A 26,134-nucleotide genomic window follows, 5' to 3' on the forward strand; every position below is an offset into this window, starting at 1 on the left:
ATAGTGGAGTAAATAATTAAAAGTCGCTGAAGCGAGCTTTAGTATAGTTAAGTTGTTTATATTTATCGATGAATGGAAAAAAATAGGGCTTCAATCTTTGCTTTACGTATCATCAAAAAACACATCCAGTAACTCTTTGGTTATAGGTTTTTCTCCAAACTGAAATTTTATTCCTTTAGGTAACATTCTCGATTTTTGATAGTACTGGCTATAGGGATTGGTCATAATAACAATTAAACTGTTAGACGTTGGTATGTTTAGTTTTTGATAATGTTGTAAAAATTCCCAACCATTCATTTCGGGCATATTAATATCTAAAAATATAAAGTCAGGTTTTCTATTAGTAGTATCCGAGAGGTACTGTAATGCCTCTGCACCACACTCTTTAACAATAACTTTTATGCTCGTATAGTATTTATTAATAACTCTTTCATGAAAAAAGTTATCAATTTTGTTATCATCAACTAACATTATGTAACTAATTTGCTTTTTCATGCTACAACAAATTACTATCGGTTGTACGTACGCGTATCATTCCTATTGCTAAGGTTTGATATACCTAATTAGAATATGTATTACATTAAACAATAATAAATAGAGAATTCCCCGAATTCGAAAATAAGCTACAAAAGCCCAACAGCTTAAAATTTATAAAAGCACCATGTTGTATTTAAAATATAATTAAAAAACATCGTTAAAAATCAATATTTTAATAAAATAATCATTTCTGTATTAATTTTCAAATAATATGGTATTATATAAGTTAAACCGCACATAAATATAGTAATAATTTAACGATTTATTAAAATTTAAGGTGTCCTTTTATGTAAAAATGACAGCTTGTCATATAAAACTGTCATTTCATAATGTTTTAGTTGGTTGGCATAGTGATTGACTATTAGTAAGCGAGTTTAAATAGAAACATAACAAATTCAGAAATAAAACTTTTAGACAAATGAGTAAAATAATCGGAATTGACTTAGGAACAACCAACTCGTGTGTATCCGTTATGGAAGGTGGAGAGCCAGTGGTAATTTCTAATGCTGAAGGAAAAAGAACTACCCCGTCAGTAATTGCTTTTGTTGAAGGCGGAGAAATCAAGGTTGGTGATCCTGCAAAAAGACAGGCGGTGACCAATCCTACAAAAACAATATCTTCTATAAAACGTTTTATGGGAAATAAATTCTCAGAAAGCAGTAAAGAAGTAAGCAACGTACCTTATAAAGTTATAAAAGGAGATAATGATACGCCTCGTGTAGATATCGATGGTCGTTTATACACACCACAGGAGTTAAGTGCAATGACCCTCCAGAAAATGAAAAAAACTGCCGAAGATTATCTTGGGCAAACTGTAACAGAAGCAGTAATTACTGTACCAGCTTACTTTAACGATGCACAGCGCCAGGCTACTAAAGAGGCTGGAGAAATTGCAGGACTTAAAGTAAGAAGAATTATTAACGAGCCTACTGCTGCTGCACTAGCATACGGGCTTGATAAGGCTGGTAAAGACCAAAAAATTGCTGTATATGACCTTGGTGGTGGTACATTTGATATCTCTATACTAGAGTTAGGCGATGGTGTGTTTGAAGTACTATCTACAAATGGTGATACGCACCTTGGTGGTGATGATTTTGACCAAGTAATTATTGACTGGCTTGCTAACGAATTTAACAGTGAAGAGGGTATTGACTTACGTAAAGACCCTATGGCTTTACAACGTTTGAAAGAAGCTGCTGAGAAAGCAAAAATTGAGCTTTCGTCTTCTACACAAACCGAAATTAACCTGCCATACGTTACTGCTACAGCATCTGGACCTAAGCACTTAGTAAAAACATTAACAAGAGCTAAATTTGAGCAACTAGCAGACGAGCTTGTAAAACGATCAATGTTACCATGCGAGAAAGCACTTAAAGATGCAGGAATATCAAAATCAGATATTGATGAGGTAATATTAGTAGGAGGTTCTACACGTATGCCAAGAATACAGGATGAAGTAGAAAAATTCTTTGGTAAAAAACCATCAAAAGGAGTTAACCCAGACGAGGTTGTTGCTATTGGAGCAGCAATACAAGGTGGTGTACTTACTGGCGATGTAAAAGATGTATTACTTTTAGATGTTACGCCACTATCATTAGGTATTGAAACTATGGGGGGTGTAATGACGAAACTTATAGAAGCCAATACAACCATACCTACCAAAAAATCGCAGGTATTCTCTACAGCAGCAGACAATCAGCCATCAGTAGAGATACATGTACTACAGGGTGAACGACCAATGGCTACAGATAACAAAACTATCGGGCGTTTCCACCTAGATGGTATTCCGCCAGCACAAAGAGGTGTACCACAAATTGAGGTAACGTTTGATATTGATGCCAACGGTATCATTAAGGTATCAGCTACCGATAAAGGAACAGGTAAATCGCATGATATCCGTATCGAGGCTTCTTCAGGATTAACGCAGGAAGAAATTGACAGAATGCGTAGCGAAGCGGAGGCTAATGCTGAAGCAGATAAAGAAGCAAAAGAGAAAGTTGATAAGCTAAACGAGGCTGATGGTATGATTTTCCAAACCGAAAAGCAACTTGCTGAGTTTGGTGATAAATTATCAGATGCTAATAAGCAACCCATACAAGAAGCATTGGAAGCGCTTAAAAAGGCTTACGAAACTAAAGATGTAGCTACCATACAGCCTGCACTTGACAAGATAAACGAAGCTTGGAAAAACGCATCGGAAGAAATGTATAAAGCACAAGCAGAAAGTGGTGCTCAAGGTGGTGCAGAACAAGCACAGCCTCAAGGAGAGCAAGGTGCTGCTGACGATGAAGTACAAGATGTTGACTTTGAAGAAGTAAAATAATCTTCTAGATTTTTAGATAAGAGATTATAGATAATAGAAAAACGCTCCGCAATTTGCGGAGCGTTTTTTGTTTTTACCTATTTTAACCTCTATCTAAATATGTTACCCATCCAGTAGAAAATACGTCCAAAAAATGTTCTTTCTATAATTACTTCTCCTATCAAAATAACTCCAAGAGATATGTTATAATTTGTCTTTTCGGTTATAACTATTTGCTCTGTTGAAAATGAAACATAGCTTATTTCAATCATATCTCCTTTTACCGCTTTAATTGTAAATTTACCATCGATATTTGTTTGAGTTTCTTGATGAGTTGTTCTATTTATTACTGTAGCTCCTGGAATCATTCCTACTTGATCTGAAACTATACCAGTAATAATATTGTCTTTTTCAGGAACAATTTCTACATTTTTTATTTTTGTTTTGCCATTAGTTTCGTGTACTTCTGTTTGTATCGTTTCTTGTGACCAAACATCATTTGTACCAATCCCGATAAAAGATACTATTGTTGCGCCTGCCGCTAACCATAAACTCTTTTTTTCTTTGGGTATAATTAGGTCACGATTTAATTGTTCAAGTTTAATGTGTCCACATACTAATTTTTCTTTATTCAGTATTCTGGCAATTTCCCTATCAGATGAATTAGTAAGATCATGTACCTGTTTCTGACAGGAAGCACAAAAACGCCCCTTTTTAGGTGTCATTTTTTCCCAGTTTTCGTGGCAAGGTTTGGGTATTGTTATTTGTATTGGCATAAACCAAATATAGTTAAATATTGAAGATATGCTTTTTTCTAATTAATAAACTCACAAAAAAAATGAGTTCAATATATAAGTATTAAATACTGTATAGGAGTACATCATTTAATTAAATATAATACTTAATATTGAAATCAACTATACCCACTTTTCAGAATTATATGGCTATGTTTGTAAACTTAAAGTTAGGTATATAAAATATTCTGAAAATTAAATTATAACAATAAAACATTTTATGTATGACCTGTAGGGTTTGTGAAAATACGGATAATAATAAAACATACGAGGCAAGAGAGATGATGTTTGGATCAAGGGAGAAGTTCAAATACTTTCAATGCAATCAATGCGAATGTTTGCAGATAGCAACAATTCCAAATGATATGTCGCCACATTATCCAACAGATTACTATAGTTTTTCATCTAATCAAGACTCTGGAGGTTTCATTAAAAACCTAATTAAGAAAGAACGAAATAAATTTGCTGTTTTTAATAATAGCTATCTAGGTAAAATAGTATACAATTATTTTCCTAATAACGTTTTTCGTATTCTTTCACACTTACCAATCACAAAAAAAACATCAATAATAGATTTGGGATGTGGAGACGGACGTTTTTTATGTGATTTAAAAGATATTGGCATTGAAAAAGTTTTAGGTGTAGATCCTTTTATAAAAAATAGTATAGAGTATCCTAATGGTGTTCGGGTTGTTAAGCAGACAATTCACGAAACAGAGGGTAAATGGGATTTAATTATGCTTCACCATTCTTTTGAGCATATGTCTGACCCTTTAGATACCTTAAAATCTATAGCTAATTTGCTTACAGAAAAAGGGGTTTGCCTTATACGGATTCCTACTTCTTCTTCGTATGCTTGGCAACATTATCGTGAAAATTGGGTACAATTAGATGCTCCTAGACATTTTTTTCTGCACTCTTTAAAAAGTATCGATATACTTACTGAAAATGCAAATTTAAAAGTTGATAATATAATCTATGACTCATCGGATTTTCAGTTTTGGGGAAGTGAGCAATATAGTAGAGATATTCCATTGATGGATGATAAATCGTATGCTATAAACCCCAAAAAATCGATTTTCTCTAAAAATGATATATCAGATTATAAGATGAAGGCTGATAAGCTGAATAATAGCAAGGATGGAGATTCAATTGCGTTATTCATCAGCAAAAAATAATTTAAACTATTGAATTAAATTCCCACAATTATCTTACCTTGATTATGCTATAGCCATTTTAGGTATAAGTTGTACATCTTAAAAATAAGTTGCCTTACATCAATCAGATTACTTTTTTAATAACGCGCAGTTTATGCGTATGCCTTTGTGTATCAACATTGTAAATGCCCAAATGGTCTAGCCTGTCAATACGAACTTTACCATGCGCATGTATAATGTAGTTATCTTCCATTATAATGCCTACATGTATAATTGCACCGTCCTCGTTATCAAAAAAAGCTAAATCGCCAGGTTCACTTTCCTCAATAAAACTTAATGCCTCACCCTGTGTTGCCTGTTCCGATGCATCGCGTAGCAGTTTATAACCGTTTAGTTTATATACCATTTGTGTAAAGCCCGAACAATCTATCCCGAAAGGGGTTTTACCACCCCAAAGGTAGGGTGCGTTAAGGTACATAAAGGCGGTACGCAACAAATGTTGTTTACTGGTTACCCCTGTAGTTTTTAAGCCTTCAAAACTATAATTTTCGGTATTTATATTGGAGTTATCTAAAAATGATAATGATGTGCCTATGGGTACAGCAAGCAACTGATTGTTAGGTGCTGTTATATACTCTATTAAATCAGCATTTAATACGGCAGGAACTTTTTCCAGTTGATTATAATCTGCTTCGGATATTGCTTTGTATTGTTTGTTATCTATCCATCCAGTATAGCTATCAAATGCTAGCTGAATATACGACCATTTTTTGTTTTGCTTTAAAACTTTAAAATGTTCTCCAAATAATACTTGCGATGTCATTTCACTTTGGTCAGAATGCTCCAACCGAAGGGGTACAATAGCAAGGTTACAAATACCAAACATCATTATAATTAACTGTTTATTTTTTGTTTTTGTATTGGTGCGCAACAAAAAAATTGGCGTTGCCTCATCGTAAAACCACAAATATAGTAGTTAATTCTGAAGCAACGCCAAATACTATTGCTGTTTTAACCTAAGTTAATAACAAGTTTATGCTCTTTCAATAACAATTGCCGATGCACCACCACCACCATTACAGATAGCTGCTGCACCAATTTTGGCATTGTTTTGTTCTAATACATTAAGTAATGTAACGATAATTCTGGCACCAGAACATCCTAATGGGTGCCCTAACGATACCGCTCCACCATTTACGTTTACTTTATCGGCATCTAAACCTAATATTTTGGTGTTTGCAATACCTACTACAGAGAATGCCTCGTTAAATTCAAAAAAGTCAACATCATCTTTAGTAATACCTGCTTTATCTAATGCTTTTGGTAATGCTTTGGCGGGCGATGTGGTAAACCATTTTGGCTCTTGTTCTGCATCAGCATACGATTTTATGTAGGCTAATGGCTTCATGCCAAGTTCGTTTGCTTTTTCTTCGCTCATCAATACCAATGCGGCTGCACCATCGTTTATAGTAGATGCGTTGGCTGCCGTTACTGTACCCTCTTTTGTAAACGCAGGGCGTAGTGCAGGTATTTTCTCTAATTTTACATTAGTATATTCTTCATCTTTAGTAACCATAACAGGTTCGCCACGACGTTGTGGTACTGCTACAGGAACAACCTCGTTATCAAACTTACCAGCATCCCAAGCTTTAGCAGAACGCTCGTACGATTGTACTGCAAAGGCATCTTGCTCTTCTCTTGTAACATTATATTCTGTAGCACAAAGGTCTGCACAAACACCCATAGCGTTATTATCGTAAGCATCGCTAAGTCCATCCTTCTGCATACCATCTATCATCGAAACAGGACCAAATTTGCTACCGTTTCTCATGTGTGTGTAATGCGGGATAAGACTCATGTTTTCCATACCACCTGCTACAATAATATCAGCATCGCCGCACATAATGCTTTGGGCTGCTTGCATAACGGTTTTCATACCCGATGCACATACTTTATTTACGGTAGTGGCACTCACATGGTCTGGAAGCCCAGCATGTTTTGCCGCTTGTCTTGCAGGAGCCTGACCCACGCCAGCCTGTACTACATTACCCATCAAAACTTCGTTTACCATAGCACCATCAAGGTTTATTTTTTCTAATGCACCTTTTATGGCTGCTGCACCTAGTATTGGAGCAGGTACTGTTGATAATGCACCCATAAAACTACCTATTGGCGTACGTACAGCCGAAACGATTACTACTTTTTTATTACTCATTTTTATCTGCTTTTGTTTGTTGATATTGCGAAATTAATGATTTTTATTTCGTATTGAAATAAAGTATTCAAAAATAATGATTAAACACCGCAACTTTTTGAGAATGACGAATATTTTGTGCTCTTTAGAAAACGGATGTCAACAGTATTAAAACACAAAACACACCTAATTTTGAAACTAGGTGTGTTTTGCTGTGAGGGAGAGAACGATTATAATTTATCGAAAATATAACCTGCCTTTTCTGCACCCCATACATGTTCGTCGTCATCATCAAAACCTCTGTCCCATGATATAATCTGGTTGGGTAGTACCGTTACCTCCGATGTTGCATAGCTAGCACCATATAACTCGCTTTTACAAGTTTTTTCTCCTGTAGCACCTACAAATTTATTTTTTGCAACGCGTTTTAATACTACGCCACAACCTTCTTTTAAAGTAATGTTGGTTAATGGTAGTGCATCAAAAGCTTCGGGAGTACCCCATTTACCAATCCATTCTTTTTCGTTTTTAATGGTATATATATCGCTAATAAAGGCATCATTACCATAATGCGATACTTTGTAAATACGAACCCTATAAGGCTTATCTTGTTTTGTATATAATGCTTGTTCTACATAAATGTAATTCCCTTCTCGATTCTCCCAGATAGGAACCATACGTAATGAGATATTATAATAGGTAGTATCGGCAACAGATTGTTTCTCTGATGTATAATTACCTTGCATTATGGTTAATAACTCCTTTAGGTGTTTTTCGTTTTTATTGCTTGTGTTTTGGGCAATACCCGAAAATACAGTTAGTCCAATTAAAAGTGTAAAGTAAATTTTTTTCATGTATTGTATTTTTTATGTTTTGAAATGTTTGGTGCTATTTATTGTTTTGGATATACTTTCCTATCAAAATACCACGAAACAGCTATAAGTATAATGCCTATGGCTGCTGTTATGTGTGCGCCATCCTTAACCATTAGGTGTGCAGCTAATGCTAAAATAGCATCGAACAGAAAGCCTGCATAAGCTAGCTCTTTTAAAAAGTGCGACCATTTGGTTAATACGGTAATTACTCCAGCAATTTTTAATAGCGCTAATGGGTATATTAGCCACGTTGGGAAGCCAAGATTTACGAAAAAGCCACTTACCATTTCGTACTTTAAAAGATACATGGATGCACTATACAAAAAAAGTAAGCACATTAGGCTAGTAGCAATCCAATAGATAATTTTATTTGTTTTCATCATTTACAGCAATTGAAGTCTGTTTACATTGAGATTTTAACTATAGGAGAATCCATTTTATTAAAGTAAATGTATTGAAATAAATTTTAGGGAAGTATTGAAAATAAAAAAGCCTTGATTTTTCAAGGCTTTTAAATCGTGATCGCAGCAGGATTCGAACCTGCGACCGCCTGCTTAGAAGGCAGGTGCTCTATCCAGCTGAGCTATGCGACCCTAAATCGTTAAGATTTAAATAGTTCTTTTTAGTCGGGGTGGCAGGATTCGAACCTGCGACCTCCTGCTCCCAAAGCAGGCGCGATGACCGGGCTACGCTACACCCCGAAAAGAAGCGGAGAGACAGGGATTCGAACCCTGGCGACGGTTGCCCGTCGACAGATTAGCAATCTGCTCCGTTACCACTCCGGCACCTCTCCTTTTTGCGCAAAGGCTTACCCTTTTTGCGGTTGCAAATGTAACTTATTTATTCTAATAACTGCAACTATTTTTAAAGGTTTTTTGATTTTTTTTATAACCTTTATTTAAAGTATTTAATACTCAATATGCTACAATTATTGTTGTTTGATGCATTTTAAGTAATACATAAAATATTTTTCGGGGAAATATTGCTTTTGCATGGTTTCGCTATCCAATTTTGCACGTATGGGGTAGTCCACCATCTCGGTAGTATATTTCACTCTAATAAATGTTATTGTCGATTTTTCGAGTTCCTCTAACGAGCCCTTTGTAAATAAAAAACTACTGGATAATACTCTAATGTTATTTTTCTCAGTTTCATCATACATCAAATCACCACATTTTTTGTCAAACGCATTTATAAGTGTTAATACTTTACCGTTAGTAAGCTGTAGGTATATTCGGGATGCTTTATCGAGGCAATACAGTTGCGGAAATCCTTTGCTTTTTGCCAATAACTGAAAGTTGAGAACAGGTGTACCATTACTGTTGCTAAGCGAAAAGAAGATAAATTGCGAAGTACCACCAAACACCTTCTCGTACATCAAATAATCAGTAGTTGTTTTAAGTTCCGAGCCTTCTTCTGTATTCTCGATACTATAATCGCAATCCATTTGTGCAGTAGCAGTTATACTAAAAGCTATGAGGAATAATATAAAAAGCTGTTTCATTTGTTTAAATTTTGGCGCAAAGTAATACAATTTTATCGTTCTGCATATTGGTAGTAAAAAAGGCGTATACTGTGCCACCATCTTTAATTTTCCACTTCTTTTTTATATCGGTAACCGTTAGCGGAAAGTTTCTTACAGTTACATTCATTTTCTTACCCCAAACGTACTCTTTCATTGCTGCTTTTTGGTAGGGTATGGTATTTTGAATGATAAAGCGTCGTCCTGCAAATGCTACTAATTTATCAGATGTATATAGTTGCGAATGCTGGTGTAACTTATCAATACCAAATTGTGCACTTACAGCAGTAAACGCCCCCGATTTCATTACGGCACTATTGGGTTCGTATAAATAGTGTTTGGGTAGGGCATAGGTAGCTACTGCATTGTTATTAATGGTTGTTTTAAACGTTTTGGTTTCTTCTTTTGTTATTGCTACTGCATTTATAGTTGTTGTGCCTTTAAAACCTTTTTCTAAAATCCAGAGCAGCTCTTTAACCTCGTTATGTATTGCTACAATATGTATGGCTTTTACTGCTGATAATTCTGATAACCCTGCCGAAATATCCAGCAAGGGTGCCGTTTTTATCATTATTTTATTGGTATACTCAAAATAAAAATTGAGTAATTGGGGTACATTGGGTAGGCAGTCTTCTAATAAAAATACTTTCCCTTTACTATCACTCCTGCGCGATGGGTCTACGTAAATCCAATCGTGTTGCTGTCCTAAATCTTTTAAGGTTGCTGTACTATCGCCTGCTATGCATTTAATATTGGTAACAGGTAATACTTTAAAATTGTGAGCTACTATAGCAGATAGCGCTGTGTTCATTTCGCAATGCGTAACCTTTTTTATGCGTTTTGCAAAGTAGTAATCGTCTATACCAAAACCACCCGTTAGGTCGATGAGGCTTTCGCCCGAAATCAATTCTGCTTTATATTGTGCTGCTATTTCGGATGAAGTTTGCTCTACCGATATTTTTTCGGGGTATATAATGCCATTGGTATTGTACCATGTTGGGAGTTTATCTTTTGCTTTTTGCCGAGATGCTATTTGGCTAACTATTTCGCGCCATGCTACCGTAGTAAATGGATTTTTTTTTAGTGCGAGTTGCTGTATAGGTTCGCCCGTATGCTCAATAATATACTGCTGTATTTCGGGTGCTAATAAATCAGGATTCAAACTATAAATCTTTTGTCAGCATTTTTACAAAAGCATTTTTAGGTAAAAACTCTTTTGCTACTACTTTTATGGCGGTGTAAATAGGCACGGCTACAATCATACCTAATATTCCAAATACCAATCCGCTAATAAGTATTACCAAGAAAATTTCTAGTGGGTGCGATTTTACGCTATTGGAGAAAATGATAGGCGCACTCACGTTATTATCGATTACCTGTGCAATGCTGTACCCAATAACAACGTATAGCGTTGTAGATAGCATTTCGCCTTGTGTTTCAGGCCCCATAAGCCCAAGCATAGTAAGTACTATTACTAACACGGTTGCAATTAACGGACCTATGTAGGGGATTATATTGAGTAAAGCGGTTATAAAGGCTATAATTAGGGCATTTTGTACACCAAATATGAGTAATACAATGAGATACAATATGAATAGCACTGTTATTTGCAGAAATAACCCTATAAAGTACCTACTTAACAGATTGTCTATTTTACGAATGGAGATTAGTATTTTCTCCTCATGTGCATCAGGAAGTAGTTTTCTAAATGCTGTATCCATTTGTTTTTGATCTTTCAGAAAGAAGAATGTAATGAATAAGACCGATGCAAAGCCAATACCAAATCCGCTAAGAATTCCAACCAATGAATCTATAAATTCGGGAATAAAATTGAAATTTAATTTAGAGGTAAGATCTGCTTCTTTAACAAGTTGCTCTGTATCAATATCGTGGTTAGAAAAGTAGGTGTTTACCTGATTAATTAGGTTAGTAACATCCTGTTCTAATTTCACAGTATCTAAAAGCGATAGGTTTTCACTTTGTGTTATTATTAAAGGTACAAAAAGCATTATAAAGCCAGCCATTATACATACAAACAGTACTAAGGCGGTAATTACCGCAGCTATATGCGGAAACTTTAGTTTATTTTTTAAAAATGCTATAATAGGGTTAGACATCATGCTAAGTAAAATAGCTATGAAAATGTAGGTTATTACCGATTGTATTTTATATACAAACATGAGTAATAGGTATAATGCAACAACAATTGCAAGTGCCCGTAATATTCCGTTTGCTATAGTTTTAGATGTAATCATGGTGTGTTTGTTTCAGTATCGAATGTATGAAAAATATCGCTAATTGAATTAACGTGATTTATTATTGTTGCATTTTACGTGTAATTTCGTAAAGTGCCAAAGCTACAGCATTTACCACATTCATACTACTATTTTCGCCATACATTGTTATGTGTACGGTTTGCTGTACGGTTTGTAAAATAGTATTGCTAATGCCGTTAACCTCGCTACCTGCAATAAGGGCTATGGGCTTTTTAGGGTTTACAGTTACTTGGTGCAATGGCTTACTATTATTAGTAATCTCCAAACCAATACACTCGTAATGGTTTTCTTGTAGGTATGCTACTGCTTCATCTGTAGTTTGCACTACCGTATGCGGAATGTGTAAATGTGTGCTTCGCGATGTTCGGTTTATTTTACGAGGGGTAAGTGCCAAATCTTTACCTATAAAAATAATTTTCTGTATACCAAAAGCGTCACAAATACGGAATAACGAACCTATATTGGGTTGGTAAGTAATACCATCGCAAACTAACGTTATTGGAAACGTATGTTTACTAAAAGGTGTTTGGTTGTGGCTAAGTTGCTGCCCCATTAATATGTAAAAGCGTAGTTAATAATGTTTGCACCCATTTTTAGTGCTTTTTCGCGCACCTCAATAGGGTCGTTGTGTACCTCTTGGTCTTCCCAGCCATCGCCAAGGTCGCTCTCTATAGTGTATAAAAGCACCAGTCTGCCCTCAATAAAAATACCCCAAGCTTCTGCTGGTTTATTGTCGTGCTCGTGTATTTTAGGCATTCCTTTCGGAAAAGCATAAGGCGCTTTAAATATCTCGTGGTTGGTAGGTATTTGTACTAATTTGTTATCAGGAAAAACTTTTTGTATTTCCTTACGTACGTATTTATCCATACCGTAATTATCATCAATATGTAAAAAACCACCCGATGTAAGGTAATTACGCAGGTTAGTAACATCGTTATCGCTAAATACAACATTTCCGTGCCCCGTCATGTGTACAAAGGGGTACGAAAAAAGGTCGGGGCTACCTACTTCAACCGTTGCCGTTTTTGAATTGAGTTTGGTATTGATATTCTGGTTACAAAATTTAGCTAAATTAGGTAACGAGGTTGGGTTACCATACCAGTCGCCACCGCCCGAGTATTTTAGCACCGCTATTTCTTGCGCCATGAGTAGGGCAGGGCTTAGCAATAGTATGTATACTAGTTTTTTCATTTACTGAGTTAAATTATGATTGTAAATATAAGGAAAGCTATTTATAATTGCTGTATTGGTATTTGGATCGCTTCGTGCCTCGCGATGACTATACTATAAGATTATTGCTATTGCGAGGAGGAACGACGTAGCAATCTGTTACAACAAACTATTAATCTTCATTAACAAACGCTACACTATGTGCTGCTACAATGGCGGCAGTTTCGGTGCGTAGGCGTGTATTCCCTAACGATACGGGTATATAGTTACGTTTTAATGCTATTTCTATTTCCTTAGCAGAAAAATCGCCTTCAGGTCCTATCAGTATTGTGGTTTTTTGCTGAGGTTGCAACTCCTTTTTAAGGAGTTTTTTACTGGTTTCCTCACAATGGGCTATAAATTGCAAGCCATTCTGCTCTTTATCTATAAAATCTTTAAAGGCAATAGGTGCATTTAGTTTGGGTAAATAATACTGTAACGATTGCTTCATGGCACTTTGTATTATTTTCTCGAAACGGTCGGCTTTAAAAACGGTACGTTCGCTATGGTCGCAAATAATAGGGGTAATCTCGCTAATACCTATTTCGGTAGCTTTTTCTAAAAACCATTCGTAACGGTCGTTCATTTTGGTAGGAGCTACGGCCAAGTGCAGGTAATAGGGTAGTGGCTCCGATGTTTGCTCGGTAGTAATGGCAACTGTACATTTTTTATCGGCTGCAAAAGTTATCTCGGCAGCAAACAGGCTTCCCCTTCCGTTGGTAAGGTATATGGTATCGCCCTCTTTTTTACGGAGTACTTTTATAATGTGTCGGCTTTCCTCTCTGTCAAACGTAAAAAAAGCATCGGCATTGCTAATATCGGGGTTGTAAAATAACTGCATACTATTAAAATGCTATTCGGGCTTTAGATACTACAGCCGAATCGTTAAAAAGTTGCTCACGGTATTTGTGGTAGCCCACTATACCAATCATGGCAGCATTATCAGTAGTATATTCAAATTTCGGAATGTAACACGTCCAACCGTATTTGGTTTGTGCTTCTGTAAGCGTGTTACGAATGCCACTGTTTGCCGATACGCCTCCGCCAATGGCAATTTGTGTAATGCCTGTTTCTTTTACAGCTAATTTCAACTTATCCATCAGGATGTTAATAATGGTATGTTGTATGGAGGCACAAATATCGTTACGATTCTCAGCAATGAAGTCAGGATTTTCAGCTACATTTTTTTGTACAAAATAAAGTATTTGTGTTTTTAATCCGCTAAAGCTAAAGTTTAACCCTGCTACTTTTGGTTTGGTAAACAGGAATGCTTTTGGGTTGCCCTCTTTGGCGTATTTATCAATTAATGGTCCGCCAGGGTAGGGTAAACCTAGTATTTTTGCACTTTTATCAAAGGCTTCGCCTACAGCATCATCGGTAGTTTCGCCAATTACTTCCATATCAAAATAATCGTTTACTCTTACAATTTGTGTATGTCCTCCACTAATGGTCATTCCTAAAAACGGAAATGTAGGTTTTTTATACCCATCTTCATCAATATAATGGGCTAATATGTGCGCCTGCATGTGGTTTACAGCTATAAGTGGAACGTTTAACGCCAATGCTAACGATTTGGCAAATGAACTCCCTACTAATAACGACCCCATTAATCCAGGTCCTTGTGTAAAGGCTATAGCACTAAGTTCCGATCGGGTTATGCCTGCTTTTTTCAGCGCAACATTTACAACAGGTACAATGTTTTGCTGGTGCGCTCGCGATGCTAATTCGGGTACTACACCGCCATACTCTTCGTGTATGGCTTGCCGTGCTACAACATTACTAAGTACTTTAGCGTTTTGTAGTACAGCAGCAGCAGTATCATCGCACGAACTTTCGATGGCTAAAATATATAAAGGTTTTTCTGTCATCATTAGGCATGGTATTTGAAATCTAAAAAAAGGCTTGGCAACCCTCATAAACAGTAAAATTGCCTACATTTGCTTAAAAATTGTAGCAACTGCCATCGTACAAATTTAAAACAAATAGCAGTATCAAAAAATTTAAAAAAATATTTATACGTACAGTAGTAATACTACTACTGTTATTGTTATTGCTTGCCATTGCACTGTCGTTACCTTTTGTGCAAACCAAGCTTGCTCGTTTAGCTACCAATAGTATCAACGAGGAGTTAGGTACACACATTGAGGTTGATAAAGTGGCAATATCACTTTTTGGTACTGTAAAATTAAAAGGCATACTCGTACTCGACCACCATAAGGATACACTTATATCTGCCAAGCGTATTCAAACCAATGTAATTAGCTTTAGGCAGCTTACCAAAAACAACTTTCAGTTTGGAACTATTCGTGCGGAAGCACTTAATTTCCATATGAAAACGTACAAAGGGGAAGATAAAAGTAACCTCGATATTTTTGTAAAATCGTTTGATACTGGAAAACCCAGCGATGGCACTTTTCGTTTGGTGAGTGATGCGTTATACGTTAGTAACGGACGCTACAGACTTACTAATGAAAATTCCGAGAACCCTACTGTACTCGATTTTACAAAATTAAATGGTGCGCTAAACGATTTTTATATCAAAGGATCTGAAATTACGGCAGAGATAGAGCGTTTGGCAATGAATGACCACAGGGGGTTGGTAATTGAAAATTTGCAAGGGGACTTTACCTATACCAAATCAAACATCATTCTGGATAACTTGAACCTAAAAACTGCCCAGTCGGCATTAAAAGGTAATCTTAAGTTAAGCTATACTATCGAAGATATGAAAGACTTTGTAAACAAAGTCGATTTTGATTTTAATATCGATAAAGCTACGGTTGCTGCTAACGAACTTAATTATTTTTACAACGAGTTTGGCGAAAACCAGAAATTTTACCTCGCTACCCGATTTACAGGACCTTTAAATAATTTTGTGCTAAACGATTTAAAATTATTAAATACTGAAGACAGCGAAATTATTGGTAAAGTTAATTTTAGACACCTTTTCGAGAAAAACGGACCAGGTTTTTATATGCATGGTAATTTCGATCGTGTAACAGCCAACTACACCAACCTAACCCATATAATGCCAAGAGTATTGGGTAAAGTTTTGCCTGAGCCCTTAGGCAGGTTAGGGCAGGTAAGCCTTATTGGCGATGTAACGCTTACCAAACAAGATTTAGATACTGATTTATATATAATCTCTGAACTTGGCGAAGCCAAGACAGATTTATCCATAAAAAACTTCAATCAAGCCGATATTGCTACTTATAAGGGTGTTGTAGATTTAAAAGGCTTTAATGTAGGTGCTATGGTAGGTAGCAAATCCGTTAGTAACACTACGCTGCACCTTGCTGTAGATGGCGTTGGTTTTAATAAAGAATCGTTAAATACAAGCTTAAAAGGTAAAGTACAAAGTTTAGTATTTAATAATTATAACTATACTAATGTTAGTGTAGATGGTACTATGAAATGGCCTTATTTTGAAGGCGATATTGATAGTAACGACCCCAATTTAATGATGTCGTTTGATGGTTTGGTGGATATGAGTAAGAAAGTCAATAGGTTCGATTTCCACGCTCAGGTAGACTATGCCAACCTAGTAGCATTAAATGTTATTAAAAACGATAGCCTATCTATTTTTAAAGGCGATTTACGATTACGCGCTAAAGGTAGTACACTTAACAATGTAGCAGGTACATTACAAATGTCGCGCTTATCGTACCAAAACGATCGTGATAGCTATTATTTTGAAAACTTCTTTATAGAATCTACTTTCGATAAAGATAATGTACGTACCATTACCCTTAACTCTACCGATATTATAGAAGGTAAAGTAGTAGGTAAGTTTGATGTTAACCAAGTACCAAAAGTAGTCGAAAATGCTTTAGGTAGCCTCTACACCAACTACTCGCCTTACAAAGTAAAGGAGGGACAGTTTATTAATTTCGACTTTACCATATACAACAAAATTGTAGGTATTGTGTTACCCGATGTTATAGTAGGTGCCAATACCAAAGTACGCGGTAAAATTAATCCAGATAAAGGTGATTTTATATTGAACTTTGATTCTCCTAACATATTTGTCCAGGATAATTATTTCAACAACATATCAGTAGACATCAATAACAAAAACCCGTTATATAATGCCTATGTTAGTATGGATAGCCTTCGTACCAACAAATACAAAATATCCGATTTTAGTCTTGTAAATGTCACTGAAAACGATACGTTATACCTACGCTCGGAATTTAAAGGCGGTAGTAAAGCAGAAGATTATTTTAATATTAACCTTTACCATACTATAGACGAAACCAATAAATCGGTAGTAGGGTTTAAAAAATCGGAAGTAAACGTTAAAGATTATTTATGGTACATTAACGAAGACCAAGCCAAAGATAACAAGGTAGTATTCAATAAAAAACTAACTGATTTTACTATTGATAACATAGTAATGTCGCACAAAGACCAAAAAGTTGAACTTGCAGGCGTTATACGCGATTCTACGTATAAAGATATTAAACTATCGTTTAACGATGTAGCCCTAGAGAAAATTACCCCATCGTTAGATAGTTTGGAGTTTGGCGGTAACATAAACGGTGATATTACCTTAAAGCAAGACCACGACGTATACGAGCCACAATCCATGCTAACCATAAGTAGCCTTAGGATGAACGACCATGAACTGGGCGATTTGGATTTACAGATATACGGCGATAAAAAATTGCAACGCTTTAACTTAAGCTCCACCATATTTAAAGATGATGAGGAACGATTGTATGCTGCGGGTACTATAGATATTGTAGACAAGCAAACCCAACTCTCATTAGATGCCGATTTTACATCGTTCGACATTAGTTTTCTCGAAATATTTTTGGGTACCATATTCCCAGAAATAAGAGGTACCGCTACAGGGCGTGCTGCAATTGTGGGCAATGTAAAAAAACCAGAAATAGATGCTATCTTCTATCTTAAGGATGCAGGATTAAAAGTAGGTTATCTTAATACCGATTATAATTTTGAACAAGATGCCATACTTGACCTTACTGAAAATACTATAGTATTTAGGAACCCGAAACTTACCGATACGGAGTTTGGTACATCGGGCTATTTAAAAGGTAAAGTAACCCACAATATGTTTAAAGATTGGGCGCTTGACCTTAAATTAGAGTCGGATAAGTTATTAGCACTACATACGGAAGACTCGGACGATGCCCTTTTTTACGGCAATGCCTTTATAAACGGTAGTGCTTACATAAGTGGCCCCACCACTGCATTATTAATACAGGTAAATGCAAAATCTGAAGAAGGGACAGATATAAAAATACCCATTAACAATACAGGTGCCGCAGGTGCAAACCCGTATATCCATTTTTTAAGTCCTAAAGAAAAATTAAACAAAGGTACTAATGCATCGTATATGAACAATCGAGATTACAAGGGGCTCGAAATGGAGTTTAACCTACAGGTAACCCCAGATGCCAAACTCGAAATAATTATCGATAAAAACACGGGGCATGGTATATCGGCAACTGGCGAGGGTAATTTAGTGCTCAACATTAATACACTGGGTAAGTTTAACATGTGGGGCGATTATACCATACAAAAAGGAGTGTATAACTTTAAATATGCGGGACTTTTTGATAAACAGCTTACCACACGCCCTGGTGGATACATAAGTTGGAATGGCGACCCTACGCGTGCCATCTTAAACGTAGATGCTGTGTATACTCTACAAGCAAACCCATCGGTGCTTTTGGAGAATCCTGCATTTAACCGTAATATACCTGTAGAGGTGGTTATAAAGATTAACGGTAACCTAATGCAGCCCCAAAATGATTTCCAGATAAATTTCCCAAGAACAAATTCAGTATTAAAATCAGATTTAGAATACCGCCTTAGCGACGACGATACCCGTCAGCGTCAGGCACTATCATTATTATACCAACGTAGGTTTTTAAGCCCTAACAGTACCAACAATATGGCGTTGGCACCTTTATTGGAAACTGCGGGTGGGCTAGTTAACGATTTGTTTACTGATGATGATAGTAAACTAGATATTGGAGTAAACTATGTGCAGGGCGAGCAAAACCCCTATGTAGAAACCAACTCGCAATTGGGAGTAACACTATCTACCGAAATTAACGATAGGATAAGTATAAACGGGCAGGTAGGTGTACCTGTGGGCGGTGTAAATCAGTCTACAGTAGTAGGAAACATCGAAGCACAAATCCGATTAAATGAACAGAATACATTTAAAGGGCGTGTGTTTAACCGAGAAAATAACGTAAACTTTTTAGGCGAGGGTATTGGTTATACACAAGGTATTGGTCTTACCTACGAGGTTAACTTTAATACATTACGTGAGTTTATGCAAAAAATGTTTGGTAAAAACGAGAAGGAGAAAGATGGTGATAACAATAATGGCGACCAAATACCAGATTCGGAACTTTCGCCAGAATTTATTCAATTTGCCCATACCAGAAATAAAAGAAGTACCACTACTAACGATAACATTCCTGAAACAGAACGCATACCCGAAACAGACTAAGAATATATAAATTAAATATCTCTCAAAAAAAGCAGGTTGTTTTTACCAAAAACAGCTTGCTTTTTTACTTAAAAATACTAAACTCAGAAAAAACTTATTAACGAAAACGTTTGAAATGTTAGTGTATTATTAATACATGGGGTTTATAAATAAATTAATGGCATTTAATTATTAGCTTTACAATAAAATAGTAAAAAATGGCTATGAATATTAAGAGGATAGGGGTGCTAACTTCTGGAGGCGATTCGCCAGGAATGAACGCCGCTATTAGGGCAGTAGTGCGTACATGTGCTTTTCATAACGTAAGTTGCATCGGGATTTATAGAGGCTATCAGGGAATGATAGAAGGCGACTTTAAAGAGATGGGTGCCCGAAGTGTAAACAACATTATAAATAAAGGAGGTACAATACTAAAATCGGCTCGTTCTAAAGATTTCATGACGAAAGAAGGACGCGAGCAGGCCTATAATAATTTACGCAATAGCAACATAGATGCCCTTGTGGTAATAGGCGGTAACGGTAGTTTTACTGGTGGGCTCGTTTTTAATCAAGAGTACAACTTTCCCGTAATAGGTATACCAGGCACCATAGATAACGATATTTACGGCACCAGCTTTACATTAGGTTACGATACTGCGCTTAATACCGTAGTAGAAGTTATAGATAAAATACGCGATACAGCCAGCTCCCACAACCGATTATTTTTTGTAGAAGTAATGGGGCGCGATGCAGGGCACATAGCCCTAAACGCAGGTATAGGCGCAGGAGCAGAAGAAATATTAATCCCAGAGGAAGATATGGGACTGGATAGATTACTGGATTCATTACGAAAAAGTAAAGCATCAGGAAAATCATCCAGTATTGTGGTAATTGCCGAAGGCGATAAAATAGGTAAAAACGTATTTGAACTTAAAGATTACGTAGACGAAAACATGCCAGAGTACGATGTACGCGTATCTATCCTTGGGCACATGCAGCGTGGCGGAACACCATCGTGTTTTGATAGGGTGCTTGCTAGCAGACTCGGTGTAAAAGCAGTAGAAACCTTGCTCGAAGGAAAATCAAACTACATGGTAGGTTTACTTAAAGATGAAATACTACTAACTCCACTAGAACACGCCGTAAAAGGAAAATCGCAAATAGATAAAAAACTTATACGCGTTTCGGATATTGTATCCATTTAAATAACAACAATAAAAAACCAAAAATTAGAAAATGGGAAAATTAAAATTAGGAATAAACGGCTTTGGAAGAATTGGTCGTATTGTATTCCGCGAAACTATAAAAAGAGATAATGTAGAAGTAGTAGCAATTAACGATTTACTTGATGTAGAACATTTAGCCTACTTATTAAAATACGATTCTGTTCACGGACGTTTTGATGGTGATGTTGAAGTAAAAGAGGGCGACTTATACGTAAATGGCAGACGCATAAGAGTAACTGCCGAAAAAGACCCATCTGGTTTAAAATGGGACGAAGCAGGCGCGGAAATAGTTGCCGATTGTACAGGAATATTTACAACACTAGAAAAAGCACAATTGCATATAGATGGCGGTGCTAAAAAAGTAGTAATATCGGCACCATCTGCTGATGCTCCTATGTTTGTTATGGGCGTTAACCACAATAGTGTAAAAGCTACAGATACTATAGTATCGAACGCATCATGTACCACCAACTGCCTTGCACCATTGGCAAAAGTAATTAACGATAACTTTGGTATAGCCGAAGCATTAATGACTACTATACACGCTACAACGGCAACACAGTTAACAGTTGACGGACCCTCTAAAAAAGATTACAGAGCGGGCAGAGCCGCATCGGTAAACATAATACCAGCCAGTACAGGTGCTGCCAAAGCAGTAGGTAAAGTAATACCAGAATTAAACGGAAAACTTACAGGTATGGCAATGCGTGTACCAACCATTAATGTATCGGTAGTAGACCTTACTGTTAAAGTAAGCAAAGAAACTACTTACGATGAAATTATGGCTGTACTTAAAAAAGAGTCAGAAACAAACATGAAAGGTATTCTTGGTTTTACTACAGAAGATGTAGTATCTCAAGATTTCGTTTCGGATAAACGCACGAGTATTATAGATGCTAAAGCAGGTATCGGTTTAAACTCAACCTTCTTTAAAATAGTATCGTGGTATGATAACGAGTATGGTTACTCAAGCAAATTAGTAGACCTTTCGTTACACGTTGCATCGTTATAAAACACTGCACTTAAGTCCCGTCTTTTCTCATTGAGAACTACGGGATTTTATTTTTCCCTACTATACGTTGCTTAATGCAAGGTTAATGTTAACCTGTTTAACCCTTAAAATACCTCATAAAACATAACTAAAAACTAACCTTACTTAATTATGAAATTATTAGTTGATAGTGGTGCTACTAAAGCCGATTGGATTGCACTAGATGAAAATGGCGATAGGCTTTTTACCACGCAAACACTTGGGCTTAGCCCCGAAGTAATTAATAAAGAGGAAGCTATTGAACGCCTTAAAGACCGTTTTGATATTTATAATAACCGTAACGATGTTTCGAGCCTGTTTTTTTATGGCGCAGGTTGCGGTACCGATAGGATGAAAAAATTTATGACGGGTATTTTTCAGGAATTTTTTCCCAATGCATCCGTTTCAGTAAACGAAGATACGTATGCAGCAGCCTATGCCACCAACCCAACCAATGGTAAAGCTATTATTTGCATACTAGGTACAGGCTCTAACTGTAGTTATTTTGATGGCGAGTTGCTGCATCAAAAAGTACAATCGTTAGGCTATATCGCTATGGACGACTGTAGCGGTAACCGCTTTGGCAGGGATTTAATACGCGCTTATTACTTTAATAAAATGCCCCAGCACCTTGCTACCAAGTTTGAGCAAGAATACAATTTGGAGCCAGACGTTATTAAAAACAACTTATATAAAGAGCCTAACCCTAATGCTTACTTAGCTACTTTTGCCAAGTTTTTAATACAACATAAAGATGATGCTTTTATACAAGGCATTATAACAACCGCAATGCAGGTATTTGTAGATAATTATATTACACAGTACGAAAATGCGCACGAAGTACCAGTACACTTTGTAGGCTCTATAGCGTTTTATTTAAAGGCTGAATTAACAGAAGTGTTGGCTAAAAATAACCTTACATTAGGGAATGTTTTACGCCGACCTATTGATGGGCTTATAGAGTATCATGAACTCAATTAATAAACCTATGGAAGTTGCTATTATAGCCCACGACGGTATGAAAGCCGAAATGGTGCAATTTTTAAACAAGAACAAAGAAATTCTGGTTAAAGAGAATATTAACCTTATTGCTACAGGTACTACGGGCGGTAAAGCTGAAAAAGCAGGTTTCAAGGTAAAAAAAATGCTATCGGGACCCATAGGGGGCGATGCCCAAATTGCAGCCCGCGTTGCCGAAGGTAAAACGCAAATGGTTTTCTTTTTTAAAGATCCGTTAGCAAGCCACCCACACGAGGCTGATATTACTATGTTAATACGGGTGTGCGATGTACATAATATTCCGCTAGCAACCAATCCAGCTACTGCCGAGTTGTTATTGCAGGCTATAGCACAGCAATCATAGAAATTTCTACGTTTACATTTTTAGGCAAGCAAGCCACCTGAACCGTTTCTCTAGCAGGAGCGGTTTCTTCGTTAAAGTAAGTACTGTACACACTATTTATTCGTGCAAAATCGTTCATGTCGCTAATAAAAATAGTAGCCTTTATAACATTGTTAAAATCCATTCCAGCAGCATCCAATACTGCTTTCATGTTTTCCATAACCTGCTTAGTTTCAGTTTCAATATCACTCATTATAAGTACCCCAGTTTCAGGGTGTAGTGCTATTTGTCCCGATGTATATAGGGTGTTACCTGTAAGTACAGCTTGGCTATAAGGTCCGATAGGAGCAGGAGCTTTATCGGTAAAAATAATTTTTTTCATATTGTGTTGTAATAAATTAATTGCCTAAAACGCGGTCGGGTACTTGGCGCTTATCGTATTTAATATCACTAAGTACAGACGATTTTATTCCTATAAAAAAGCCCCAATACGTGTTATCGCCAAAGGGTACCCAGTTAAAGTCCATACGCCAACTTAATAAATCGCGCTCAAAACGAAGTTGCGTAAAGGTTACTCCGTTTTGTACAAAATCGTACCCTGACGAGAAGCCCATTTTCCAACGCGGGGTTAAATCTATATTACCCGATAGCATTATGGAGTTACCTACTATTTTACGCTGCCTATTGTTGTTGGAATACGTTATGGCGTAGGCAACCCGTAAATCCCAAGGTATTTTGGCATTGTAAAAAGTGCCACCTGTTTTATCGCCTTTTTCATCATCGTCCTCTTCGTCATCAAACATACTCGTACGCCTGTCACTAAGGTCGGTAGCAGTACCAAAAAGGTCGTCTTCACGACCACCATTTCTTGCTGTTTGGTCTATATCTTTATCTTTCCCCGAACCTTTGTTATTTTTATTAGAGAAAGAATAGTTAATATTAATGTTAGCACTCGTCATTCTAAACAGGCTACCCCCATTATTAATATTGTAGGTATCTATTCGTTGCCCAGCATTATCAATAGCATAAGGGTCTAACGTTGTACCAAAGTTAATATTCATTTTCTGCTTAAACAGTGCCGTACCTGCTGTTACCCGTAATGGCGACCATGCTAAAGAGTCGGCAGCTATATTGTAACTCGTAGTAAGATTCAGGTTGTTTAATAGCATTATTTTTTTAGGTTCTTCATCTGTTTCATCATCATTTCTCACTTTTGCCTCAAAAGTATTATTTACAGCAATACCAATGTTGTTGGAAAAGTTTTTACCAGGAGCACCAAACAAACCGCCTTCAAAACGGGTATAATCCTCATAGGCAGTACCTGTAGCATCTATTTGGTAGGTATCGTAATAACGCTCAAAACTGGGTGTATAGGTGTACGATAGTGAAGGACGTATTACGTGCCGAATGGCTTGCAGCTTTTTATCCTCTCCAAAATTAAATGTACCATATACCGTTGTACCAATGCTAGACGAGAAGTTATAGGTACGATAAGCATCAAAACCATTTAAATCGTCTGTTTGTACCTCGTTGGTATTGGGGTTATAAAAACGATCTATAGTATTAAATACCCATGTTTCCTGAAAGTTTGTACCTGCCGAAACACTAAAGTGTTTAAAAATTTTAAAGTTGGTATTTATCGGGATGCTATGTTGGAACCCTGAGCGTGCATCGCGAAACATTTGCGGTTTAAAAAATAACGAGTCAGTAGTAGTAATCCTGTTCTCACCACGTAAGTTATATTGTAAGTTAACGTTTTTTATTAATCCTTTTTTAGGAGCATCGTCTGCTGCAAAAGGAAATATCCTGTCTACACTAGCCTGTAGTGTTGGTAGTGTCATGTTAATAACCTCAGTGTTTGTATTTTGGCTGTGTGTAGCACTTAACGAAAAGTTGACCTGTGGTACTGTTTGGAACGTTTTGGAATATGATACTGACGATTGTAGTGTATTATTAAGGCTTGCACCCACGTTGCTTAGGTTTTGCGATTGCCTAAAGTATTGGCTGGAACCTAAGTTAACACTTGCCGAGAACCGTGAATTTGGGTTTGCCTTAGCATCTTGGTTGTGCGACCATTGTATGTTGTATTGCGTAGAGCGTACATAATCGGGGAAACCCCTTTCACTCTGTACATTATTTTCGTAACGTATGTTTAGATTACCTGTAAACTTATACCGTTTGGCGTAGGAGGACTGAAAGCGTAGCCCATAACTACCATTGGTAAAATAATCGCCCAATACAGCAAGGTCGTAATAATCGCTTAAAGCAAAATAATACCCTCCGTTTTGTAAAAAGTATCCTTGGTTGTTGTTTTCGCCAAAAGTAGGTACTATAAAACCCGATTCTGCCTCGTCCGTCATCGGGAAAAAAGCAAAGGGTAGTGCTAATGGGGTAGGTACATCGGCAACGTACATATTGGTAAATCCAATAACAACCTTTTTACCTGGTACAAGTTTTATTTTGCGTGCTAAAAAGTAATATTCGGGGTCGTCTATATTTTTAGAGGTTGTAAAACGAGCTCCTTTAATATAGTATACGGAGTCGTTAACTTTTTTTGTAATTTCCCCTTTAACCCTAAATTCCCCTTGGTCGGAGCGCGAATTCCAAATACGTGCTTTCTTAGTTTTTGTATTAAAATGTATCGAGTCTGCCTCTACAACATTTTGCCCTTGTTTAAAATAGGGGAGTTGGGTGTAATTCCCTAACGAGTCTTTTATACGTCCCGCAAAAACCTCATTCGTTTCGTAATTCATTCTAATTATACCCGCCTTTAGCTCTATATCTTTATAATATAGCTCCGCTTCGTTGTATAATGTAAGTTCTTTTGTTTCTTGGTCAAGCTCCTCATAATCCTTTGCAGCTCGTTTTACTATAGCATCAAGTCCCGATTTTGCTTTTTTATTCGTATCATTCTCTTGCTCTGCTGTTTCGGTAGGTAACGCCTCCAATTCCGTAACAATTTCAGGGATAGCTTCCTCAGGTGTATCATCTTCTTTTTCAGCAGGTACTGCTATCGATTTTCCAGGTATTTCTTGAGCCGTTATTTCCGAAGCTGCCATTGTCAGGAAAATTGCTGATAAAACGATATGAAATAAGTTTGTACGCAACGGTTTTAATACTATTTTTGTAAAAATATGGCTTAATTTTTGGAGTGTCAAACTTACAATATTTTTAGCAAAATAAATCACATATTGCAAT

Annotated in this window: 22 protein-coding genes and 3 tRNA genes; 7 read left to right on the forward strand and 18 right to left on the reverse strand. The window is 36.6% G+C overall.

Translation table 11 applies throughout. The features are described 5' to 3' along the window. Positions 1 to 102: 102 nt before the first annotated feature. Positions 103 to 495, reverse strand: a complete 393-nt coding sequence (locus tag K1I41_RS08695; RefSeq protein ID WP_220639975.1) for a response regulator — start codon at positions 493 to 495, stop codon at positions 103 to 105. 460 nt (positions 496 to 955) lie between these two features. On the opposite strand from K1I41_RS08695, the gene dnaK reads away from it, so the two are divergent. Beyond that, positions 956 to 2,860, forward strand: a complete 1,905-nt coding sequence (gene dnaK / locus K1I41_RS08700) for a molecular chaperone DnaK (RefSeq protein WP_220639976.1) — start codon at positions 956 to 958, stop codon at positions 2,858 to 2,860. 89 nt (positions 2,861 to 2,949) lie between these two features. On the opposite strand, the gene K1I41_RS08705 is transcribed toward dnaK, so the two are convergent. Beyond that, positions 2,950 to 3,564 carry a carboxypeptidase-like regulatory domain-containing protein gene (locus tag K1I41_RS08705; RefSeq protein WP_220639977.1) on the reverse strand — a complete coding sequence of 205 codons (615 nt, stop codon included), beginning with the start codon at positions 3,562 to 3,564 and terminating at the stop codon, positions 2,950 to 2,952. A gap of 293 nt (positions 3,565 to 3,857) precedes the next feature. Between K1I41_RS08705 and K1I41_RS08710 the strand changes: the two genes are divergently transcribed. Continuing rightward, positions 3,858 to 4,811 (forward strand): class I SAM-dependent methyltransferase, encoded by a 954-nt coding sequence (locus K1I41_RS08710; protein WP_220639978.1) that lies wholly within the window; start codon positions 3,858 to 3,860, stop codon positions 4,809 to 4,811. 103 nt (positions 4,812 to 4,914) lie between these two features. On the opposite strand, the gene K1I41_RS08715 is transcribed toward K1I41_RS08710, so the two are convergent. The 14 genes from K1I41_RS08715 to tsaD form a co-directional block, all read right to left on the reverse strand. Then, entirely contained in the window at positions 4,915 to 5,676 is a 762-nt protein-coding gene (locus K1I41_RS08715) for a C40 family peptidase (protein ID WP_220641842.1), read from the reverse strand. 147 nt (positions 5,677 to 5,823) lie between these two features. Continuing rightward, on the reverse strand, positions 5,824 to 7,005 hold the full coding sequence (locus K1I41_RS08720) for an acetyl-CoA C-acyltransferase (protein WP_220639979.1): 1,182 nt from the start codon (positions 7,003 to 7,005) through the stop codon (positions 5,824 to 5,826). 209 nt (positions 7,006 to 7,214) lie between these two features. After that, complete coding sequence (locus tag K1I41_RS08725) at positions 7,215 to 7,838, reverse strand: chromophore lyase CpcT/CpeT (RefSeq protein ID WP_220639980.1); 624 nt, start codon at positions 7,836 to 7,838, stop codon at positions 7,215 to 7,217. 38 nt (positions 7,839 to 7,876) lie between these two features. Further along, positions 7,877 to 8,242 (reverse strand): DoxX family protein, encoded by a 366-nt coding sequence (locus K1I41_RS08730; RefSeq protein WP_255566904.1) that lies wholly within the window; start codon positions 8,240 to 8,242, stop codon positions 7,877 to 7,879. A 136-nt stretch (positions 8,243 to 8,378) separates the two neighbouring features. Next, positions 8,379 to 8,452: transfer RNA gene (locus K1I41_RS08735), tRNA-Arg, on the reverse strand. A 33-nt stretch (positions 8,453 to 8,485) separates the two neighbouring features. After that, positions 8,486 to 8,560 (reverse strand) — tRNA-Pro (locus K1I41_RS08740). Between the two features lie 8 nt (positions 8,561 to 8,568). Beyond that, positions 8,569 to 8,652: transfer RNA gene (locus K1I41_RS08745), tRNA-Ser, on the reverse strand. Positions 8,653 to 8,787: 135 nt separating this feature from the next. Continuing rightward, positions 8,788 to 9,363 carry a hypothetical protein gene (locus K1I41_RS08750; protein WP_220639981.1) on the reverse strand — a complete coding sequence of 192 codons (576 nt, stop codon included), beginning with the start codon at positions 9,361 to 9,363 and terminating at the stop codon, positions 8,788 to 8,790. Between the two features lie 4 nt (positions 9,364 to 9,367). Next, positions 9,368 to 10,543 (reverse strand): THUMP-like domain-containing protein, encoded by a 1,176-nt coding sequence (locus K1I41_RS08755; RefSeq protein WP_220639982.1) that lies wholly within the window; start codon positions 10,541 to 10,543, stop codon positions 9,368 to 9,370. 1 nt (position 10,544) lies between these two features. Further along, positions 10,545 to 11,636, reverse strand: coding sequence for an AI-2E family transporter (locus K1I41_RS08760; RefSeq protein WP_220639983.1), 1,092 nt, complete (start codon positions 11,634 to 11,636; stop codon positions 10,545 to 10,547). A 61-nt stretch (positions 11,637 to 11,697) separates the two neighbouring features. Beyond that, on the reverse strand, positions 11,698 to 12,210 hold the full coding sequence (locus K1I41_RS08765) for a TrmH family RNA methyltransferase (protein WP_220639984.1): 513 nt from the start codon (positions 12,208 to 12,210) through the stop codon (positions 11,698 to 11,700). Beyond that, complete coding sequence (locus K1I41_RS08770) at positions 12,210 to 12,848, reverse strand: DUF4159 domain-containing protein (protein WP_220639985.1); 639 nt, start codon at positions 12,846 to 12,848, stop codon at positions 12,210 to 12,212. The genes K1I41_RS08765 and K1I41_RS08770 overlap by 1 nt, the downstream gene beginning before the upstream one ends. Positions 12,849 to 12,999: 151 nt before the next feature. Continuing rightward, entirely contained in the window at positions 13,000 to 13,707 is a 708-nt protein-coding gene (locus K1I41_RS08775) for a 16S rRNA (uracil(1498)-N(3))-methyltransferase (protein WP_220639986.1), read from the reverse strand. A 4-nt stretch (positions 13,708 to 13,711) separates the two neighbouring features. Beyond that, positions 13,712 to 14,734 carry a tRNA (adenosine(37)-N6)-threonylcarbamoyltransferase complex transferase subunit TsaD gene (gene tsaD / locus K1I41_RS08780; RefSeq protein WP_220641844.1) on the reverse strand — a complete coding sequence of 341 codons (1,023 nt, stop codon included), beginning with the start codon at positions 14,732 to 14,734 and terminating at the stop codon, positions 13,712 to 13,714. A gap of 182 nt (positions 14,735 to 14,916) precedes the next feature. On the opposite strand from tsaD, the gene K1I41_RS08785 reads away from it, so the two are divergent. The 5 genes from K1I41_RS08785 (at position 14,917) to K1I41_RS08805 (ending at position 22,957) form a co-directional block, all read left to right on the forward strand. Next, positions 14,917 to 19,359 (forward strand): translocation/assembly module TamB domain-containing protein, encoded by a 4,443-nt coding sequence (locus tag K1I41_RS08785; RefSeq protein ID WP_255566905.1) that lies wholly within the window; start codon positions 14,917 to 14,919, stop codon positions 19,357 to 19,359. A gap of 197 nt (positions 19,360 to 19,556) precedes the next feature. Next, positions 19,557 to 20,543, forward strand: a complete 987-nt coding sequence (gene pfkA, locus K1I41_RS08790; protein ID WP_220639987.1) for a 6-phosphofructokinase — start codon at positions 19,557 to 19,559, stop codon at positions 20,541 to 20,543. A gap of 31 nt (positions 20,544 to 20,574) precedes the next feature. Next, positions 20,575 to 21,576, forward strand: coding sequence for a type I glyceraldehyde-3-phosphate dehydrogenase (gap, locus tag K1I41_RS08795; protein WP_220639988.1), 1,002 nt, complete (start codon positions 20,575 to 20,577; stop codon positions 21,574 to 21,576). A gap of 150 nt (positions 21,577 to 21,726) precedes the next feature. Beyond that, positions 21,727 to 22,575 (forward strand): N-acetylglucosamine kinase, encoded by an 849-nt coding sequence (locus K1I41_RS08800; protein ID WP_220639989.1) that lies wholly within the window; start codon positions 21,727 to 21,729, stop codon positions 22,573 to 22,575. A 7-nt stretch (positions 22,576 to 22,582) separates the two neighbouring features. Then, positions 22,583 to 22,957 (forward strand): methylglyoxal synthase, encoded by a 375-nt coding sequence (locus K1I41_RS08805; protein WP_220641846.1) that lies wholly within the window; start codon positions 22,583 to 22,585, stop codon positions 22,955 to 22,957. Here K1I41_RS08805 and K1I41_RS08810 read toward each other — a convergent pair. Both K1I41_RS08810 and K1I41_RS08815 read right to left on the reverse strand, forming a co-directional pair. Beyond that, on the reverse strand, positions 22,938 to 23,318 hold the full coding sequence (locus tag K1I41_RS08810) for a RidA family protein (RefSeq protein ID WP_220639990.1): 381 nt from the start codon (positions 23,316 to 23,318) through the stop codon (positions 22,938 to 22,940). The genes K1I41_RS08805 and K1I41_RS08810 overlap by 20 nt on opposite strands. A 16-nt stretch (positions 23,319 to 23,334) precedes the next feature. Continuing rightward, positions 23,335 to 25,995, reverse strand: a complete 2,661-nt coding sequence (locus K1I41_RS08815) for a putative LPS assembly protein LptD (RefSeq protein ID WP_255566906.1) — start codon at positions 25,993 to 25,995, stop codon at positions 23,335 to 23,337. Between the last annotated feature and the right edge of the window lie 139 nt (positions 25,996 to 26,134).

The organism is Flavobacterium litorale, assembly GCF_019613795.1.
In the GTDB taxonomy this organism is placed as follows: Bacteria; Bacteroidota; Bacteroidia; order Flavobacteriales; family Flavobacteriaceae; genus Flavobacterium; species Flavobacterium litorale.